The sequence below is a fragment of the Dactylosporangium sp. NPDC000244 genome (assembly GCF_040300725.1).
In the GTDB taxonomy this organism is placed as follows: Bacteria; Actinomycetota; Actinomycetes; order Mycobacteriales; family Micromonosporaceae; genus Dactylosporangium.
This window is the reverse complement of the sequence record NZ_JBEPEH010000055.1, coordinates 24,762-43,176: the sequence shown is the minus strand read 5'-3', so window position 1 is coordinate 43,176 and position 18,415 is coordinate 24,762. Positions and strand designations below refer to the sequence as shown.

19 protein-coding genes are annotated in these 18,415 nt (G+C 74.1%); 6 read left to right on the top strand and 13 right to left on the bottom strand.

The window, feature by feature from the left end; all coding sequences use genetic code 11:
• Positions 1-16 precede the first annotated feature (16 nt).
• Positions 17-508: a hypothetical protein gene (locus ABT369_RS51000; protein ID WP_350624709.1), complete on the top strand. Its 492-nt coding sequence runs from the start codon at positions 17-19 to the stop codon at positions 506-508.
• On the opposite strand, the gene ABT369_RS50995 is transcribed toward ABT369_RS51000, so the two are convergent.
• The 5 genes from ABT369_RS50995 to ABT369_RS50975 form a co-directional block, all read right to left on the bottom strand.
• Positions 456-1,526: an enolase C-terminal domain-like protein gene (locus ABT369_RS50995; RefSeq protein WP_350624708.1), complete on the bottom strand. Its 1,071-nt coding sequence runs from the start codon at positions 1,524-1,526 to the stop codon at positions 456-458. The genes ABT369_RS51000 and ABT369_RS50995 overlap by 53 nt on opposite strands.
• Positions 1,516-4,431 carry an FAD-binding and (Fe-S)-binding domain-containing protein gene (locus ABT369_RS50990; protein WP_350624707.1) on the bottom strand — a complete coding sequence of 972 codons (2,916 nt, stop codon included), beginning with the start codon at positions 4,429-4,431 and terminating at the stop codon, positions 1,516-1,518. Before ABT369_RS50990 ends, ABT369_RS50995 begins: the two co-directional genes overlap by 11 nt.
• Positions 4,432-4,434: 3 nt before the next feature.
• Complete coding sequence (locus tag ABT369_RS50985; RefSeq protein WP_350624706.1) at positions 4,435-6,198, bottom strand: thiamine pyrophosphate-dependent enzyme; 1,764 nt, start codon at positions 6,196-6,198, stop codon at positions 4,435-4,437.
• Between the two features lie 141 nt (positions 6,199-6,339).
• Positions 6,340-6,741, bottom strand: coding sequence for a LysE family translocator (locus tag ABT369_RS50980; protein ID WP_350624705.1), 402 nt, complete (start codon positions 6,739-6,741; stop codon positions 6,340-6,342).
• Positions 6,741-7,478, bottom strand: a complete 738-nt coding sequence (locus ABT369_RS50975) for a metallophosphoesterase (RefSeq protein ID WP_350624704.1) — start codon at positions 7,476-7,478, stop codon at positions 6,741-6,743. The genes ABT369_RS50980 and ABT369_RS50975 overlap by 1 nt, the downstream gene beginning before the upstream one ends.
• A 64-nt stretch (positions 7,479-7,542) precedes the next feature.
• Here ABT369_RS50975 and ABT369_RS50970 point away from each other — a divergent pair, with 64 nt between their 5' ends.
• Positions 7,543-8,115: a CGNR zinc finger domain-containing protein gene (locus ABT369_RS50970; protein WP_350624703.1), complete on the top strand. Its 573-nt coding sequence runs from the start codon at positions 7,543-7,545 to the stop codon at positions 8,113-8,115.
• A 39-nt stretch (positions 8,116-8,154) separates the two neighbouring features.
• Positions 8,155-8,532, top strand: a complete 378-nt coding sequence (locus tag ABT369_RS50965) for a hypothetical protein (RefSeq protein WP_350624702.1) — start codon at positions 8,155-8,157, stop codon at positions 8,530-8,532.
• 19 nt (positions 8,533-8,551) lie between these two features.
• Here ABT369_RS50965 and ABT369_RS50960 read toward each other — a convergent pair whose 3' ends face one another.
• The 5 genes from ABT369_RS50960 to ABT369_RS50940 form a co-directional block, all read right to left on the bottom strand.
• Entirely contained in the window at positions 8,552-9,274 is a 723-nt protein-coding gene (locus ABT369_RS50960; protein WP_350624701.1) for a septum formation family protein, read from the bottom strand.
• A 173-nt stretch (positions 9,275-9,447) separates the two neighbouring features.
• The gene (locus ABT369_RS50955) at positions 9,448-10,251 is read right to left on the bottom strand and encodes a maleylpyruvate isomerase family mycothiol-dependent enzyme (RefSeq protein ID WP_350624700.1); all 804 of its coding nucleotides are present in this window, start codon (positions 10,249-10,251) and stop codon (positions 9,448-9,450) included.
• 74 nt (positions 10,252-10,325) lie between these two features.
• Positions 10,326-11,903, bottom strand: coding sequence for a nucleotidyl transferase AbiEii/AbiGii toxin family protein (locus ABT369_RS50950; protein ID WP_350624699.1), 1,578 nt, complete (start codon positions 11,901-11,903; stop codon positions 10,326-10,328).
• Positions 11,867-12,511 carry a rhomboid family intramembrane serine protease gene (locus tag ABT369_RS50945; protein ID WP_350624698.1) on the bottom strand — a complete coding sequence of 215 codons (645 nt, stop codon included), beginning with the start codon at positions 12,509-12,511 and terminating at the stop codon, positions 11,867-11,869. Before ABT369_RS50945 ends, ABT369_RS50950 begins: the two co-directional genes overlap by 37 nt.
• A gap of 23 nt (positions 12,512-12,534) precedes the next feature.
• The gene (locus tag ABT369_RS50940; protein ID WP_350624697.1) at positions 12,535-13,452 is read right to left on the bottom strand and encodes a cation diffusion facilitator family transporter; all 918 of its coding nucleotides are present in this window, start codon (positions 13,450-13,452) and stop codon (positions 12,535-12,537) included.
• Between the two features lie 197 nt (positions 13,453-13,649).
• On the opposite strand from ABT369_RS50940, the gene ABT369_RS50935 reads away from it, so the two are divergent.
• Together ABT369_RS50935 and ABT369_RS50930 are read left to right on the top strand one after the other, a co-directional pair.
• Positions 13,650-13,904 carry a hypothetical protein gene (locus tag ABT369_RS50935; RefSeq protein ID WP_350624696.1) on the top strand — a complete coding sequence of 85 codons (255 nt, stop codon included), beginning with the start codon at positions 13,650-13,652 and terminating at the stop codon, positions 13,902-13,904.
• 22 nt (positions 13,905-13,926) lie between these two features.
• The gene (locus ABT369_RS50930) at positions 13,927-14,535 is read left to right on the top strand and encodes a hypothetical protein (RefSeq protein WP_350624695.1); all 609 of its coding nucleotides are present in this window, start codon (positions 13,927-13,929) and stop codon (positions 14,533-14,535) included.
• Here the strand turns inward: ABT369_RS50930 and ABT369_RS50925 are convergent.
• The 3 genes from ABT369_RS50925 to ABT369_RS50915 form a co-directional block, all read right to left on the bottom strand.
• Positions 14,466-15,839, bottom strand: coding sequence for an NAD(P)/FAD-dependent oxidoreductase (locus tag ABT369_RS50925; protein ID WP_350624694.1), 1,374 nt, complete (start codon positions 15,837-15,839; stop codon positions 14,466-14,468). The genes ABT369_RS50930 and ABT369_RS50925 overlap by 70 nt on opposite strands.
• Before the next feature lie 61 nt (positions 15,840-15,900).
• Positions 15,901-16,857: an NAD(+)/NADH kinase gene (locus ABT369_RS50920; protein WP_350624693.1), complete on the bottom strand. Its 957-nt coding sequence runs from the start codon at positions 16,855-16,857 to the stop codon at positions 15,901-15,903.
• A 112-nt stretch (positions 16,858-16,969) separates the two neighbouring features.
• Positions 16,970-17,611, bottom strand: a complete 642-nt coding sequence (locus tag ABT369_RS50915) for a phosphoribosyltransferase (protein ID WP_350624692.1) — start codon at positions 17,609-17,611, stop codon at positions 16,970-16,972.
• Positions 17,612-17,698: 87 nt separating this feature from the next.
• Here ABT369_RS50915 and ABT369_RS50910 point away from each other — a divergent pair, with 87 nt between their 5' ends.
• Positions 17,699-18,364, top strand: a complete 666-nt coding sequence (locus ABT369_RS50910; protein WP_350624691.1) for a dienelactone hydrolase family protein — start codon at positions 17,699-17,701, stop codon at positions 18,362-18,364.
• The last annotated feature ends 51 nt before the right edge of the window (positions 18,365-18,415 follow it).

Genomic DNA, 18,415 nt, shown 5'->3' with positions numbered 1-18,415 from the left:
GGGTAGGGGGCCGGGCATGACGATTGGACTGCTTCGCGGGGCGCTCGCCGGCGCGGCCGGGACCACCGCGCTCAACGCCGTCACCTACGCCGACATGGCCGTGCGCGGGCGGGCCGCCAGCGGCGCGCCGCAGGAACTCGTCGCGCGGTTCGCCGAGGACGCCGGCGTGTCCGTGCCCGGCGACGAGAACGTCCGCGAGAACCGGCTGCAGGGGCTCGGGCCGCTCGTCGGCACCGGGTCCGGCGTCGCCGTCGGGGCGCTCGCCGGGCTGCTGCACCACGCGCTCGCGCGCCGCGGCCACCGGATGCCCGCAGCGCTGGAGGTCGCGCTCATCGGCGGGGTGGCGATGGCCCTCGCCGACGTGCCGCTGACGGTGCTGCGGGTCAGCGACCCGAGGACGTGGACGGTCAAGGACTGGGTGAGCGACATCGTGCCGCACCTCGTGTTCGGGGCCGTCACGCTCGCGGCGCTGCGGCGACCAGGTACCGCTCGGCGTCGGCGGTTTTGAACGTCAGGCCGTGCCCCGGGGCCGACAGGTCCGGGCGCAGCTCGCCGCCCTCGCCCGGGCTGGTCATGCCGGCCAGGAGCATCGACTCGATGCGGACGTGGTCGTGGAACCACTCCAGGTGGCGCAGGTTCGGGGTGGCCAGGGCGGCGTCGGCGTGCAGGGCCGGCGCGCAGTGGCCGGACAGCTCGAGCCCGTGCGCGGCGGCCAGGCCCGCGACCCGCTGCCACTCGGTGATGCCGCCGCAGCGGGTGACGTCGGCCTGCAGGCAGTCGACGGAGCCGAGGAGGCGGGCGAAGTACGGCAGGTCGTAGCCGTACTCCCCCGCGGCGACGTCGGCCCCGACGGCGGCGCGCACCCGGCGCAGGCCGTCCAGGTCGTCCGACGACACCGGCTCCTCGAACCAGCGCAGCTGCGGGAACTCGTCCGCCAGCCGGATCGCCCGCTTCGCGGTGTAGGCGCCGTTGGCGTCCACGAACGGCTCCGGGCCGGAGTCCACCAGCAACCGGATCCGCTTACGGTCCCGGGGGCCGCCGATCTTGATCTTCGCGCGCGGGATCGCCGCGTTGTCGTCCAGCCACGAGCGCAGGCGGCGGTCGTCCCAGGTGATGAAGCCGCCGCTGGCGGACACCGGGACCGACGGGCGCGCCGGGCCCAGCAGGGTCGCCAGGCGCACGCCGAGCAGCCGCGCCTTGAGGTCCCACAGGGCCGTGTCCACCGCCGAGATGGCCGTGCCCGCGACCCCCGACCGGCCCGCGTTGCGCACGGCCCGGACCATCGCCGCGTTGATCCCCGGCACGTCGAACGCTGGGCGGCCCACCACGTGCGCGCTCAGCATCTCGCCGATCAGGTGCCCGGCGGCCGCGGGCGCGTAGGTCCAGCCGAGGCCGGTGACCCCCTCGGCGGTGGCGTGCACGACGACCATGGTGGTCGCGTCCCACTCCAGGGTGCCGTCCGCCTCGGGGCCGTCGGTCGGGATGCGGTACGCCGCCCAGCGCACCCCATCGATCTCAGCGGACACGGTCGCCGGGCCGGTGGGCGATGCGCCGCTCGGGATAGGCGCCGAGGACCTCGCCGTGCACCGCGGCGTTGAGGACCTCGGCGAGGTGCACGGCCCGGCGCCCGGTGTCGGCGTCCTCGATCTGCGTGCGGCACGAGAAGCCGTCGGCGAGCACCAGCGTGCCCGCGTCCGCGGCGCGCACGGCCGGCAGCAGCGCCTGCTCGGCGCAGGCGATCGAGACCTCGCGGTGCCCGGCGGTCATGCCGAAGTTCCCGGCCAGCCCGCAGCAGCCCGAGTCCAGGTCCTCGGCCTGCAGCCCGATCGCCTTCATGACCGTGGCGTCCGCGTCGGCGCCGAGGACCGCGTGCTGGTGGCAGTGGCGCTGGACGATCGCGCGCACCCCGCCGGGCACCTGGGGCGCGAAGTCCGGGGCCCGCTCGGCGAGCAGCTGGGCGAGCGTGACGGTCTGCCGCGCGAGGCGGTCGGCGTCCTGGTCGCGGCCGAAGAGCTCGCCGAGGTCGGAGCGGAACACCGCCGTGCACGACGGCTCCAGCCCGACGAGGGGCAGGCCGGCGCGCATGTACGGGGCGAGGGTGCCGACGGTGCGCCGCAGCACCCGTTCGGCCACCCCGAGCTGGCCGGTGGAGATCCACGTCAGGCCGCAGCACACCGGCTTGGGCGGGACGAGGACCTCGAAGCCGGCCGCCTCCAGCACGCCGACGGCCGCGGCGGCGATGGCGGGGGCGAACGCGGTGGTGAACGAGTCCGGGAAGAGCACCACCCGGCCGCGCTCGCCGGTGCCGCGCGGGGTGCGCCGGCGCAGCCAGCGGTCGATGCGGGCGGGGGCGAACCGCGGCACCGAACGCTTCGGGTCGATCCCCGCGAGCCGCTTGGCGCCGGGCACCCTGGCCAGGGCGTTGGCCACGTCCGGGGCCAGGGACGCGGCCCGCCCGATCAGGGGCAGCCAGCCGAGGGAGTAGTGGTCGCGGGGGCGCAGCCGGCCCTTGTAGTGGTGGTGCAGGAACTCCGCCTTGTAGGTGGCCATGTCGACCTGCACCGGGCAGTCGCTGCGGCAGCCCTTGCAGGCCAGGCAGAGGTCGAGCGAGTCGTGCACGGCGGTGCTGCGCCACCCGTCGTCGACGACCCCGCCGTTGACCATCTCGAACAGCAGCCGGGCGCGGCCGCGGGTCGAGTGCTCCTCATCGCGGGTGACCTGGTAGCTCGGGCACATCACGCCGCCGTCGGGGCCGGTGCGCCGGCAGTCGCCGACCCCGGCACAGCGCAGGGCGGCCCGGGCGAAGCTGCCGTCGTCCTCGAAGTAGCCGAACCGGGTCGCGGGCTGGGCCGGGGCGTAGTCGGCGCCGAGGCGCAGGTCGCCGTCGAGCGGCCGGGCGTGCACGACCTTGCCGGGGTTCATCCGGCCGGTCGGGTCGAAGACGGCCTTGAACTCCTCGAAGGCGCGGACGACCTCGTCGCCGTACATGATGGACAACAGCTCGCCGCGGGCCTGCCCGTCGCCGTGCTCCCCCGACAACGAGCCGCGGTGCTCGACGCACAGCTTCGCGGCGCGCGTGACGAACTCGCGGTAGCGGGCGATCCCGGGCTCGCTGGTGAGGTCGAACGGGATGCTGCAGTGCACGCAGCCCTGGCCGAAGTGGCCGTACAGGCTGGTGGCCCCGTAGCCGAACTCGTCCAGCAGCTCGATGAAGGCGCGCAGGTAGTCGCCGAGCCGCTCCGGGTCGACCGCCGAGTCCTCCCAGCCGGGCCAGGCGTCGGGGCCGTTCGGGGTGCGCGCGGTGGTGGCCAGCCCCGCCTCCCGCACCTTGGCGAGCCGCTGCCGCATGGCGTCGTCCTCGAGGATGGTGCCCGGCCCGTCGTGCTCGGCGACGACGGCCCGTGCCGTGTCGAGGTCGGTGAAGTCGGCCATCAGCCAGGCCCGCCCGTCCGGCAGCACCTTGAGAATCTCGGTCGGCCGGTGCTCCTCGCGCTCGTACCGCAGCAGCTTCTCGTCCAGCCCCTCCAGCTGGATCGGGGAGTGCCGGGCCACGCGCGGGGCCGCGTCCCCGGCCTCGGCGATGCCGGGGAAGCCGAGCAGCACCGTCACCTGGTGCTTCGGCCGCGGCAGCACCCGCATCTCGGCCCGCAGCACGACCACGCAGGTCGACTCGGTGCCGACGAGCGCGCGGGCGACGTGGAACCCGTGGTCGTCGCGCAGCTCGGGCAGGTTGTAGCCGGAGACGCGGCGCGGGATGTCCGGGAAGCGGGTCGCGATCTGCTCGGCGTAGCGGTCCCGCAGCTCGTGCAGCGCCCGGAAGATGCCGCCCTCGTCCGGATCGTGCCCGGCGCCCACCCACATCCGGGTGCCGTCGTACGTCAGCACCTCGAGCCGCTCGACGTTGGCCGCGGTGGTGCCCGACCACTGCGCGGTCGCCCCGCACGAGTTGTTGCCGATCATGCCGCCGATCGTGCAGTGCGAGTGGGTCGCGGGCTTGGGCCCGATCACGAGATCGTGGCGGGCCAGCACGGCGTTGGCATCGTCGAGCGCGGTGCCCGGCAGGATCACGGCGGTGCGGGCCTGCACGTCGACGGACTCCACCCCCCGCACGTACTTCGAGAAGTCCAGCACCACCGCGACGTTGCAGCACTGCCCACCCAGGCTGGTGCCGCCGCCCCGGGACACGATCGGCACGTCGTGCTCGCGGCAGACCCGCACGGCCTCCACCGCGTCGTCGACGTCGCGCGGGCAGACCACGGCGATCGGGACCTGCCGGTAGTTGGAGCCGTCGGTGGAGTATGCGGCCCGGGCCCCGGCGTCGAAGCGCACATCGCCCCGGACCGCCCGGCGCAGCGCCTCCTCGAGCCCGGCCGCGTCTCGCGGCGGGGCGTTTCGGCGCGCAGTGGGACTCGGAAGTTCGACGACCGCCATCGTTCAGCCCTTCAGCTTCTGGATCTTGTCCTTGAACAGCGTGGTGGCGATCGCGGCCGGATGCGGCTGGCCCCGCAGGAACGCCGCCGCGAACTTCTTCGCCTGCTCGTAGGTGACGCTGGCCGGCAGCGGCGGCTCGTTCGGGTCCACGGCCACGTCGACCAGCGCCGGGCCGTTGTGGGTGAACGCCTCCCGCAGCGCGCTGGGCAGGTCGCCGGGCTTGTCGACGCGGGCGCCGAAGCCGCCGCAGGCGCGGGCGATCCCGGCGAAGTCGGGCGCCGGCTCGCCGAAGCGCACGCCGTGCTCGGGGAAGCCGAGCACCATCTGCTCCCACAGGATCTGGCCCAGGGAGTTGTTGTTGTTCACCACGACCTTGATCGGCAGCCCGTAGCGGACCGCGGTGTTGAACTCGGCCATGAGCATCGCGAAGCCGCCGTCGCCGATGAACGCGATCACCTGCCGGCCCGGGTGGGCGTGCTGGGCGGCGATCGCGTACGGCAGCCCCGGCGCCATCGTGGCGAGGGTGCCCGAGAGGTAGAACTCGCGGCCGCCGCGGATCTGCCAGTGCCGCGCCGCCCAGGTCGCGATCGTGCCGGAGTCGCAGGTGAGGATCGCGTCGTCGGCGCCGATCGCGTCGAGCTGGGAGGCGAGATACTGCGGGGCGATCGGGTCACGGTCGGGCGACTCCAGGGACGCCATCTGCTCCCGCCAGTCGCGGACCTTCTCCTGGTACCGATGCAGATGCTCCTGGTCCTTGCGCTCGAGCAGGGGCAGCAGCGCCTCCAGGGTGGCCCCGACGTCGCCGACGAGGGGCACGTCCGTGGCGATCCGGGTGCCGGCCCGGCTCGGGTCGATCTCGATCTGCACCACCTTGGCGCTGCCGGGCTTGGGCAGAAACTTCGTGTAGGGGAAGTTCGTGCCGAGCATCAGCAGGACGTCGATGTCCTCCATCAGATCCTCGCTCGGCTTGGTGCCGAGCAGGCCGAGGCCGCCGGTCACGTAGGGCGAGTCGTCCGGCACCACCATCTTGCCCGACAGCGTCTTGACGATCGGGGCGCCGAGCGTGTCCGCGACCCGCTCGACCAGCGGCCCGGCCCCGCGCGCGCCGATCCCCGCGAGGATCCCGATCTTCCGCGCCGAGTTGAGCAGGTCGGCCGCCGCGCGCAGATCGGCGTCGCGGGGCCGCACCGCCGGCGCCAGGTAGACGGGCGCCGTCGTCGGCGGCACGACGGGGGCCACGGTCTGGTACGGGTCCTTGCCCGCCGGTGCGACCTGGATGTCGTTCGGGATGGTCAGGTGGGCCACGCCGCGGCGGGCGTAGGCGGTGCGGATCGCGACGTCGACGAGGGTCGGCAGCTGGGCCGGGTTCATGATGATCTGGTTGTACTCGGCCACGTCCTCGTAGAACCGGTCGAGGTTGACCTCCTGCTGGTAGGCCGTGCCGAGCACGCTGGACTCCTGCAGGCCGGTGATCGCGAGCACCGGGACGTGGTCGAGCTTGGCGTCGTAGAGCCCGTTGGCCAGATGCACGCCGCCCGGCCCCGACGTGGCCAGGCACACGCCGATCTTGCCGGTGGTCTTGGCGTTGGCGGTGGCCATGAACGCCGCCGCCTCTTCGTGGTGAACCAGGACGAACCGCACCTTGTCCTGGTTGCGGCGCAGCCCCTCCATGATGCCGTTGATGCCGTCACCGGGCAGCCCGAACACCGTGTCGACGCCCCACTCGGCGAGCCGGGAGATCAGTACCTCAGCCGTAATCGCACCCATGTCGAAGGCCGCTACCCGGCAACGATCAGGTCAAACTGCCCCCTGCCACGTACCGGTCCGACCGGGTTCCGGACGGGTAGCGGGCGAAACGTGTCCCGGGTGACGGCCCTGTGCTGCCGGTGAGGTCGCGGTTCGGAGCGCTCACGCGACCACGGTACGGATGCCGAGGCCGACGAGCACCGCGGCGGCGATCCGCCGGACGATGGTGCTCGCGGTGGCGGAGCGCAGCGACTGGCGGGCCCGGCCGATCAGCACCGTCCAGCCGAGCAGCCACACGGTGATCAGGGCGGCCTGCGCGGTCGCGAGGACGAGGATCTGCGGGAGGATGGCCGCGGCGGGGTCGAGAAACTGGGGCACCAGGGTCAGGAAGATCGCCGCGGCCTTCGGGTTGAGCACATTGCCGAGCAGCGCCTGCAGATAGGCTGGGCGCCGCCCCCGGTTCACCGGTGGCAGTGGCGGCCGGGTGAGCAGCGTCAGGCTCGCGCCGGGCATGGCGATCAGCGGCAGAATCGCCACCAGGAACGCGGCGACGTGCGCGCGCATCAGAGCACGACGCGGTAATGGGTGACGATGTTCCAGGCGTCGTCGAGGACGTGGAACGCCAGTCCGGGCGGCGCGCCGAGATCCGCCAGGTGCTCGCTCTCCCACGGCAGCCGCAGGGTCCAGGTCACGCCCGGCGCGACCAGCAGCGGCCGGCCGGCAAAGGTGGCCGCCGCCGCCGTGTGCGCATGGCCGGCGAGGACGGCGAGGACGTTCGGGTGGCTGCCGAGCAGGGCCGCCAGCGCGGATTCCTGTTGCAGCAGCATCGAGTCGGGCAGCGGGTGGTGCAGCCGCACCGGCGGGTGGTGCAACGCGATCACCGCCGGGGTGTCGCCCAGCTCGTCGAGCGCCCCGGCGAGCCACGCGAGGGTCTCGTCGTCCAGGAGCCCCTCGTCGCGACCGGGAATGGTCGAGTCGCACATCAGGACATCCAGGCCACCGACACGGTGACGCCGGTTGATCGGGCCGTCGGCGGCGGGCTCACCGGCCAGCGCCGTGCGGTACGCGGCGCGGATGTCGTGGTTGCCGGGGCAGGTCAGGACCGGAAACGGTGCGGCCAGGAGCCGGGCGGCGGCCTCGTACTCGGCCTCGTCGCCGTTGTCGGCGATGTCGCCGGTGACGAGCAGCGCGTCGACGGGGCGCAGCAGCCCGCGCAGGTAGTCCATGACTGTTCCGGCCCGGCTGAGGCTGCGCTCGGAGCCGTCGAGGTGCAGGTCACTGATGTGCGCAAGCAGCAGCACGATCTACCCCCGTTGCCTAATGGGATCGAGGCGATCTAACGATAGGCACCGTACCATCGTCGGCGTGGGATATTGGGATCTCTCGCTCTCCTTGGTCAGCACGATCCGCCACGACGGCGACGGAGGCGTGGCGGACGACCTCGACACCGTCGAGGGCCTGGCCGATTGGCTGGCCGCGGCCCCGGATCTCGGCGTCGCGCCCGCGACCGAGGACCTCCGCCTGCGGGTGACGGAGCTGCGCGCGGCGGTCCGATCGCTGTTCGCGCGGGCGGTCCGCCCGCTGGAGCCGAGCCGGGCCGACGCCCACAACCTGATCGACGTCGAAGCGGCGCTGGCCCGGCTGAACGCCGCCGCCTCAGGCCTCGGACCGCCGACGTTGCAGTGGCCGCCCGACGGTGCGCCGCGCCTGAGCTATCAACTCACCGCGACCACGGCGGAGGGGCGCCTGCTCGCCACACTGGCCGAGGCCGCCACGAGGTTCCTCGCCGGTCCTGACGTCACCCGGCTGCGCGCGTGCCCGGCCCCACGGTGTGTGCGCTACTTTCTGCAGGACGATCCACGCCAGGCCTGGTGCAAGCCGTCGTGCGGCAACCGCGCCCGCGTCGCCCGCCACTACCAGCGCCACCGCAATATGTGAGAGCCCCGGTATCGTGTCGGCGTGACTGGCGACGGCACCGTGATCGGCAACGACCCGCTCGTCAATGGCACGAACCTGTCCCTTCGGCTGCGGCGCGACTTCTCCGTTGCCGACGCCGACCGGCTCCTCGCGACCGCCCGTCGCGCCTACCGGGAACTCAACCCGGGCGCGAGCGTCGAGGAAGCCCGCGAGATGGTGTCGTGCGCCGCGGACGCGCTGTTCGTCCTGCTCGAACACGCCGGAATACTGGGCGACGCGGTCGACGGCCGACTCGCCGGCTATGCCGCCGACGGGCTGACGGTCGGCGGATGGCGGGCCCAGGTCGTGCTCAACGAACCAGGTCCGCTGTCTGCCGAACCCCGGCGCGACTGTCTGCGCGGTGACGTCTTCGCCCTTCCGCCCGACGAGTTCGACTGACGACATCGGCGGGCGCGGATCAGGGGCTGCCCTTCAGGGACTTCGTCACGCGGTTGTCCGGGCGGGTCACGACGTAGCAGTGGACCGTGCGATCGCCGAGGTCCCAGCGGTCCGGATTGCCGCCCGTCGGGACGACACGCAGGTCGGAGCGGCTCTCGAACTTCGCCTTCGACTCGCCCAGGAACTGCCCGGCCTTCGTGTCGCAGGCCTGCGTCACCTCGTCGACCAGCTTGGTCATGCCCGGGTACGGAATGTCGCGGCCGACGTACAGCCCGACGTACTCGCCGTTGTGGGGCTGGGTGCAGTCGATCGGCACCAGACGGTCGATGCTCTTGTACCACCCTTGCCCGTCCGGGATCGCGAGCACGTCCACGCACGCCAGCGCCAGCGGGCGAGTGCCGCGCAGGCCGTCCTTCAGGCTGCCGGTGCGCTGCCGGGAGGTGAACTCGTCGGCGGAGAACTCGAACAGCGCGCAGCGGTACTCGCGCGCGCCCGCGTTCCACTCCTCCGTCGACGGGACGATGACCGCGAGGCCCAGCCGGCCCTCGTGCCAGTCGCCGCCGACGTACTCCCGGGCGGCCGTGTCGCAGTCGCCGTAGACCTCACGCGTCTTGTTCTCCGGCGGTGTCGTGAGGCGGCCGACGCGGACGATCTCGGCCTGGTGCTCCTTGGCGCAGTCGATCGGGTTGAGCGTGACCGCGCGGTAGTCGTACATGTCCAGCGACTGACCCGTGTGACACATGCCCACAGCCGGCAGGGCAAGCTTCGACGGCGATGCCGACGCGGCGGCCGCGGGAGACGTGCCCGCGGGTTCGGCACCGTCGCATCCGGCCAAGCTGAGCAGTACCAATGCCGCAATGAAGGCCCGACGCACACGCACATGATCGCACAAGCGGCGACAGGCCTCGGTGCCGGTCAGTTGCTGACGTGGGCGGTGTTGTCGAGCCACTGCCGGGCGAGGTCGGCGTCGCCTTCGACGGTGACGCCGGTGGCTTCACGGTCGGCGAGCGGGAGCCGCCGGGTCAGGATCAGCAGCAGCGACTGGGCCGGGCCCGTCACCGTCACATCGGCCGGCCGGGTCCCGCGGTGCCATGCCGCACCGTCGGGCCGCCGATCGACGAACCACGCGCCCGCGTCGCCGTCGACGTCGGTGGCCAGCCACTGCAGGGTCTGCCCGGTGCCCCGGATGGCGTGCGCGGACTCGGACCGCTGCATCGCCCACGTCGGGGAGGTGAGCATCGCGAGGTGGTTGCCGATGAGCGCGGCCGCGATGCCGGCGTCGATGTCGGCCGGCCGGTCCGCCGCGCTGTCGGCGTCGAAGCCGTGCACGACCGACTCGTTGAGGACGCTGGACATCCAGAACCGCGCCCCGGTCCGCTCGTCCCCCGCGGCGTTGAACACCGGCGCGTCGAGCGCGTCGTCGGAGCACGCGCTCGCCACCCGCTGCGCGGACTCCGACAGCCACGCCGGCCACTCGCCGGGGTCGGCCGGCAGTGCGGCAACCTCCGTGGGCAGCTGCGTGGGGTCGGTGATGCGCCGCTCGATGATCTCCGCGACCCAGTGCTGGGTCTGGCCCACGTGCTCGACCAGGTCGGCGATGGTCCACCCGGGGGTCGTCGGCACGGCGGCGTCAGGCCCGGCCGCGGCGGCCGACTCCGCGAGGCGTCGCGTGTGTTCGACGATCGCTCGCCGGGCGTGCTCCGCGTTCAGCTCGATCATGGGATCGTCCTTCCTGTCCGTGGCCGGCACCCATCCATCCCAGCACGTCGGCCGCGATCAGGCAGCGGGACCCGTCAGGCCTGAAGCCCCCAGGCGCGCTCCAGCGCGAGCGCGAGGCGCCAGCGCCACGGCTCAGCGGTACCGCCGGCCCAGGGATATTCGTCCGTGAAGTTCGGCCAGTCGACGGTCAGTGCCAGCACGCTCTCGGCGCAGAAGGTGTCGGCCTCGGCGCCCAGCTCGGGGCGCAGCAGGTCGCGGACGAAGGGCAGATCGGGTGCGGCGAGCTCGGCCAGCAGCACCGCGTCGTAGAGGTCCTTGCCCTGCGGGTAGGCGTCGGTGGCCAGCCACAGCAGCTTCCACGCCAGGGCGAGCCCGAGCGGCGCGGCCAGCACCGGGCGGTCGATGCCGGGCAGCGACATCGGCTCGGGCGGCAGCGGCAGCGGCTCGCCGAAGACCACGTCGATCTGGATGCTGCCGCTGGGGCCGCCGTCGCCGATGGCGAACGGTACGGCGAGGCGGCGGCCGTCGGCGCGCTCGTAGGTCCAGATCTCGGAGTGCACGACGCGGTCGGGGCGCAGGCCGGCGCCGGGTTCGGCGGCGAGCGCGGCGGTGATGCCGTCGAGCAGTTCCCGCGCCTGATCGCTGCCGCTGGTGATGGTGTGCGGCGTGACGACGAAGTCGAGGTCGCCGGGGTCGCGCGCGGCGTCGCCGACCCACGCGGCCATCGTGACGCTGCCGCGCAGCACGAGGTGGCCGGCCCAGCGGCTGCGGGCGATCGCGCCGAGGGCGTGTTCGAGAGCGGCGCGGCGAGCCCGCCGCCACCGCCGGCCGGTGCCCTCGTCGGCGAAGGCGGGCTCACCGGCCCGGTAGGCGTTCGGGTACTGTTGCACGGCCGGGTCGAACGCCGCGGTCTGCCGCACCGACTCGTCCTCCGGCACCGGCAGGTACGTGGGCGGGTAGTCCGCGGAGCCGGCCGGCGCGGAGCGCATCATGGCCTCGCGGGCGTGGTTGCGCCCCGACTCGGGCCGGCGCGTGATCCAGCCGCGGTCGTGGCCGAGGTTGGAGTCTTCGACGACGTACTCCTGCTCGACCTCGACCACGTCGAGGCCCGCGTCGCGCAGCGCGGCGGTGAGCCGCTCGAGCCGCTGCGTCGCGGTGTCCAGCCCGACGTGGTGGCAGCGCTGGGTGAGGAACCGCTCCTGCCCTCCGCCGTCGTGGCGGCGGCGTGCGTTGCGCGACAGGCGGGCGTCGTGGGCCGCGCCGACCTCGGCGGCCGTCTGCATGGCCGCGACCGGCGCGGCCGGCAGGGCGAGCTTCACGTGGTGCTCGAAGTAGCGCCCCGAGGGCTCCCCGGCGGCCTCGTCCTCGGTCCGCGGCAGCCCGTCGCACCACGGCGCCGCCTCGATCTTCAGCCGGGCCGCGACGAGCCCGCGCTCGCGCAACCGCTCCTGCCACTCGGCGGCCGTCTTCCGGGCCTGGGCGAGGGTGCCCTGCGCGGGCAGGCTGAGCATCGGCTGGGACGAGTTCTGGCCGCGGTCCAGGACAATGTGGACGAACTTGACGTCGTACCGCTCGGCGAACCGGGCGAGATCCGCGCCGTGCCGCGCCTCGACGGTCACATGGATCTCGAACGCCCCGGTGATCTCGGCCATCGGGGTAGCGTAGCGCGGCGGCGTTCGAGGGCGAGCAGCGCGCCGCCCGCGGCTCCGGCCGTCGCCGCGCCGCCGTGGATGTCGCCCAGCACCAGCAGGGCCAGCGCGGCGAGCAGCGTCACGGCGGCGGCCACGCGCGGCCGGTGGCCCGATCCGAGCGTCAGGGCCCCGACGGCCAGGGACGCGGCCAGGCCGAAGTCGACCAGCGAGGTGCCACCGCCGACCGGCTGGACGACCAGGCCCCACAGGCCGCCGAGCACCTGCACCACGAGGGCCAGCAGCAGCCACCGGGCCGTGCCCCAGAGCCGCTCGGCCATCGTGCCGAGCACGGCCAGGGCGAGCAGGTTGAAAATCGTGCCCGGCCAGCCGCCGTCCTGGACGAAGCACGACGTCACGAGCCGCCACACCTCGCCGTGCGCGATCGCGGACCGGTCGCGGCGCAGCGCCTCGAACAGGCCCGGCGCCACCGTCAGCTGCAGCCCGGAGACGACGGCGACCAGCCCGAACAGCACGGCGGTCGCGGGCGGGAGACGCCGACCGGCGGCCAGGCCGGCGCCCGCCGCGCCGGCGGTCATGAGCAGCACGAGATAGAGGACCGTCTGCGGCATCCGCTAGAGATACCACGCGGCGGTCACACGACGGTGATCACGGCGTCGGCGACGGCCGGGTTGCGCAGGAGCCGGGAGCGCAGGTCGGTGACGTGGTCGACGAGCTCGGCGCCGGGGCGGGCGCGCACGTCCGGGCACGGCTCGACGTTGACGGTGACGAGCAGCTGGGACGGGCCCACGTACACGGCCCGAAGCTCACGCACCTCGTGAATCCACGGCTGCGGCCCGATCTCGTCGCGCAGGGTCTCCATCACGTCGTCGGGCGCGGCGGCGTCGATGAGCAGCGCCTTCGAGCGGCGGGCGAGCAGCCACGCCACCACCGCGAGCAGCACGCCGATGGCCATGCTCGCCGCCGGGTCCCACCAGGCCCAGCCGGTCACCATGTGCAGCACCAGCGCGATCAGGGCCAGGGCGATGCCGATGAGCGCGGCGGAGTCCTCGAGGTAGACGGTCGTGGCGCTCGGGTCGGACGCGCGCTTCAGGTGATCGCGGACCGAGCGGCGGCGGGCCTTCGCGTCCGAGCGCAGCTGGCGGCGTGCGGTCAGCCAGCTGTACCCCTCGAACCCCGCCGACACGACGAGCACCCCGATGCCGATCCACGGACTCTGCAGCGGCTCCGGCACGAGCCAGCTGCGCACGCCTTCGGCGATCGACAGGATCCCGCCCACGAGGAAGATCCCGAGGGCGGCCAGGAACGCCCAGAAGTACCGCTCCTGCCCGTAGCCGAACGGGTGCCGGCGGTCGGGCTCGCGCCTGGAGCGGCGCAGACCGAGCCACAGCAGCACCTCGTTGCCGGTGTCGGCGGCCGAGTGCATGGTCTCGGCCCACAGGGCGGCCGACCCGGTGAGGAGCGCCGCCACCGCCTTCGCCACCGCGATCGCCAGGTTCGCGCCCGCGGCCACGACGACGGTCCTGGTGCTGCTGCTCTCGCTCTCTGCCATGCACCCATCGATACCCTCCGCAGCCAAGTTGACTCGCGCGCAGCCGGGGAGGCGCGATTACTGATACGCCGACACGTGAGAGGGACACGCATTACTCCAGCGCGCCGCGTCCCGCCCGCGCGGCGGGCAACGCGCCTTTTCCCGTCGTACTCTGCATTTGCATGTGCATCTTGCCGAGACGAACAGGGGTTGTGAGCGTGACCGTGCTGGACAAGGCGCCGCGGCTGTTCGGCATCGTCGCCGATCCCGAGGACGACGGCCACGTATCGGTCGTCGCCTGGGGGCACGAGCTGGCCGGGCACGCGGTGACGAGCTGGTTCCTGGCCGACGGGCGCATCGAGGTGGCCGTGTTCGGCTCCGCGCAGGACGCCCTCACCACCGCCGAGGCCCTCTACCCCGCCACCCTGATGTGGCTGCCGATTGGCGATACGCCCCCGAATCTGGAAGGTTGATCCGGGAAAGGGGGCACGGGGGTTGTCGGATGCTGTAACGCGGCGGTGGCAGGAAGCCGACGAGGCCGTCGAGTCCCTCGTGGCCGCCCTGAGCGCCCTGGTCGCCCGGGCCGAGCACCGCAGCAGCCGCAAGCGCCCGCGGGGCCGGGACCTGCCGAAGCGGCGCAGCAAGAGCGCCCGCCGTTACCTGGCCGAGGTCATCCGCTCGCACCGCCTCGCGCCGGGCCTGCGGGTCGACCGGAACATGATCGCCGCGCTGTTCACCGGGCACCGCGAGCTGGTCGGCAACCCGGTGCTGGTCGTCGCCGTCGCCCAGGCCTGCGGCATCATCGCGGGCCGGAAGCTGACCGGCAAGGAGGCGGCCCGGCTGCGCGCCGCCAGCGAGCGCGTGGCGCGCCTGATCAGACGCGCCCAGGAGGCGGGCCCGGTCCCCGCCCAGGCGCCGATGCCCATCCCGATCCCGATCCCGGTACCGGCACCCCCGCCGCCCGTGGAGACGTCTCCGGTGCCGGTCCGAGCCCCTGAGCCCGAGCCGGCACCCGAAGCCGACGTCTCCCGCAACTACTGGCCGATCGCGGCGGTCGCCCTGCTGCTCGCGCTCGTCGCGCTCTGGGCCTTGCTGGCGCGCTGAGCCAGCAGCACACGCGCGATCATGGCCGGGGTCAGCAGCGACTGCGGCGGGCGGATGAGGTTCGAGACCTCGAGGAAGCGCCGGGCCACGGCCGCGTCGACGCCGGTCGCGCGCTGGACCCGGGCGACGTACGCGTTCAGCATCTCCATCCGCCGCGTCCGCGGCCCCTCCACGTCCGGGTAGGCGAGGTCCCCGCCGGCCGACATGTCCCAGGGGACGTCGACGATCCGCCCCGCCCGCGCGTAGAAGCGCCGCGGCAGGCCGTCGATGCCGTCGCGGGCCGCGAGCCCGAGCGCGCGGGCCTGCGCGACGGCGACCGTCATCCCCTGGCCGTACGCCGGGTTGAACGCGCACACCGCGTCCCCGATCGACACGAACCGCTCGGGCAGCCGGGTCATCCGCTCGTAGTACCGCCGCACGCTGCCGGGCAGCCGCAGCCGCACCGGGTCGCCCAGCGGCTCCGACGCGGCCAGGAGCCGGTGCAGCCGCGGGTCGGGCAGCTTGGCCGCGAACCCGAGGAACTCGTCGGGGTCGGTGGGCGGGGCCTGCTCGGCACCGACGCCGAGCAGCGTGACCATCCACCGGTCGCCGTCGACGCCGAGGGCGATGCCGCCGTAGGGCCGCGCGGGCCCGCCGGGCGCGTTCAGGATCGCCGCGAAGTCCTCGCGCCCGGGCACGCGGCGGTACTCGCGGGAGACGTACACCGTGCCGGCGTCGATGCGCTCCTCGGCCGGCCGCTCGAAGCCCAGCGCGGCGAGCCAGGTCACGCCCCGGTTGCCGCGCCCGGTGGCGTCGACGACGAGATCGGCGTGGACCTCGTGCTCGGCGCCGTGCGCGGGCCGGACGGTCGCGCCGGTGACCCGGGTGCCGTCGAAGAGCAGGCCGGTGGCCTCGTGGCCGTCGAGCACGACGACGCCGGGCAGCGCCGCGACCCGCCGCCGCAGCACGGACTCGAGCAGGGCCCGGCTGACGCAGAGCCCGGCGAGCCCGGAGACGGCGCGGGGTGCGGGCCGGTCGCCGAAGACCCAGACGCCGTCGCGCTGCAGGTCGAGCGGAACCGCGCCGTGCTCGGCGAGCTCGTCGACGATCCCGGGGAAGAGCCCCTCGATCACCTGCCGGCCGTGCGCGAGGAGACCGTGGGCGTGCTCGGCCTGGGGGACGCCGCGGCGCGGCTCGGGGCCGTCGGGCAGGGTGTCACGGTCGAAAACGGTGACGCGCTCGAAGGAGTCGAGCAGGGCGCGGGCGGCGGTGAGCCCCGCGATGCTGCCCCCGAGCACGATGGCGTGTCGCTGATTGTCGGACATGCCCTCCAATTATGTTGACCGATTCGTGACCGGCCGTCAGCAACGGGACACTGTCCGGCTGTCAGCGTTCTGTATCACCGCTGGTGAGAGCGTCGTGGGCCCGCTGGCGCACGGCCGGGGGGATGAGTTCCAGGAGCTGGTCGGGGCGCAGGGGCAGATCCAGCAGGCTGAGCTTGACCCGGCTGCGGCTGGCGTGCTCGGCGGCGGAGAAGCGCACGATCTCGGCCGCGGCGCGGCGCAGGGTCGTGGTGATGCGGTCGCCGGGGCCGAGGGTGGCGGCGGCGGTACCGTCGACATCCACCGCGATCGGTGCGCTGTCCGGGGCCACGGTCAGGCTCACCCGGTCGCCGGCGCCGAGAACCACCGCGCGGCTGATGCCCGCCATCGGGGCGACCGGCGTGACGACGACGGCGTCCGAGGACGGCGACAGCACCGGGCCCCCGGCCGCGTAGTTGTAGGCCGTCGAGCCGGTCGGCGTCGCCACGACCACGGCGTCGGCCTTGTAGTAGCCGTACCGCACGTCGTTCACGGCCAGGTCGACGGAGACGGCCCCGGTGCGCACCGCCCGCGCGAGGACCACGTCGTTGAAGCCGAACCCGGTCGCCAGCGCCTGCCCGTCGGCGCTCGCCTCGAGCCCGGCGTGCCGCTCGATGGTGAAGTCGCCGGCCGCGAGCCGGGCGAGCGCGGCGGGCAGCTCGGGCGGCGAGACCTCGGCGAGGAACCCGAGATTGCCGTGGTTGACCCCGAGAATCGGCACCGGCCGGTCGACGACGAGCCGCATCGCGCCCAGGATCGTGCCGTCCCCGCCGAGCGCGATGAGCCCGTCGACGTCCGCCACGAACGCGTCGTCGGCGACGGTACCGACGGCGTCGGGCAGCCGCTCCCGGTCCCGTTCGCGCGCGACGACCCGGACGGGATGGTCACCAGCGGCCGCGAGGATCGCCGCGATGGAGTCGGCCACCGGCTTGCGCGGATGCAGCACGAGCCCGATGGTGCCGACCTTGTCTTCGACGTGCATGCGACCAGTCTGCCCGCTCCCGCCGCCGCGCGCCGCCGCGGGGCCGCGCACGCGACCCGGTTTGCCCGCTGCCGCCGCCGCGCGCCGCCGCGGGGCCGCGCCCGGGTGCGGCTCAGGTGTGCGCGTGCCGGCTCAGGGCCGCGTCCACGTCGGCGTCGGTGAGCTGGGCGAAGTCGGTGTACCACTGCCCAACCGCGGCGAAGTTCTCGGGCGTGTGCAGGCAGACGACGGTCACGGCCTCGGCGAGGCGCTCGCGGGCCTGCTCCGAGCAGACGGGCACGGCCAGGACGATCCGCTCGGGGCGCCGCGCCGAGAGCCAGCGCACGGCGGCGTGGGCGGTGACCCCGGTGGCCAGGCCGTCGTCGATGAGCACCACGTGGCGGCCGGCGACCGCCGGGGCCGGCCGCCGCCGGCGGTAGCGCGCGACCCGCCGGTCCAGCTCGGCCCGCTCGGCGGCGACGGTCGGGGCAAGGTCGGCGGCGGTCAGGCCGAGGTAGCGCAGGGCGGTGTCGTCGAACACGGGCGGCCCGTCCTCGGCCATCGCGCCGACGCCGAACTCCACGTGCCCGGGCGCCCCGATCTTGCGGACGATGACGATGTCGAGCTCGGCGCCCAGGCGCTCGGCCACCGGCACGGCGACGGGTACCCCACCGCGGGGCAGCGCCAGCACCAGCGGCTCATCGCCGGCCAGCCCCTGCCGCTGCAGCTCCACGGCCAGGGCCCGCCCGGCCTCGGTACGGTCGGCGAACAGCATCGCGGCCTCCTCAGGCGGTACAGAACCCTCTACCCGCTCCGGGCGCGGCCATGCGTGATCGGTCGGCCGGCGGGTAGGCGGAATCCCATGAGCACTGCAATCCAGTGCGCCGGGGTCGTGCTCGACGCCGACGTGACCGTGCCGCCGGACTCGCGCGGGCTGGTGCTGTTCGCACACGGCAGCGGCAGCTCGCGCCTGAGCCCGCGCAACCGCATGGTCGCCGAGCGCCTCAACGGCGTCGGGCTCGCCACGGTGCTGACCGACCTGCTCACCGCGGACGAGGACGAGTCGCCGCTCGACGCCCGCTTCGACATCGGCTTGCTCGCCGAGCGACTCACCGGCGTCGCCGACTGGGTCGCCGGCCTGGCGGTGCCGGGCCGGCTCCCGCTGGGGCTGTTCGGCGCGAGCACCGGCGCGGCCGCCGCCCTGCTGACCGCGGCCGAGCGCCCCGGCCAGGTGCGCGCGGTGGTCTCGCGCGGCGGCCGCCCCGATCTCGCCGGTTCCCGCCTGCCCGAGGTCACGGCACCGGTACTGCTGATCGTCGGCGAACGCGACGAGGCGGTCCTCGAGCTCAACCGCGCCGCGGATCGCGAGCTCGGCGGCGAGTCGGCGCTGTGGGTCGTGCCGGGCGCGACGCACCTGTTCTCCGAGCCAGGCACGCTCGGCCAGGTCGCGGGCGCGGCGGCGCAGTGGTTCGCCCGCCACCTCGCCCACGCCGAGCTGAACCTGGACGACTACCTCCCCGACGCCTGAGACGGGCGCGGCCGGAGAGCGCCGCGCCCGCCCCTGGTTCCGCTCGGCGGC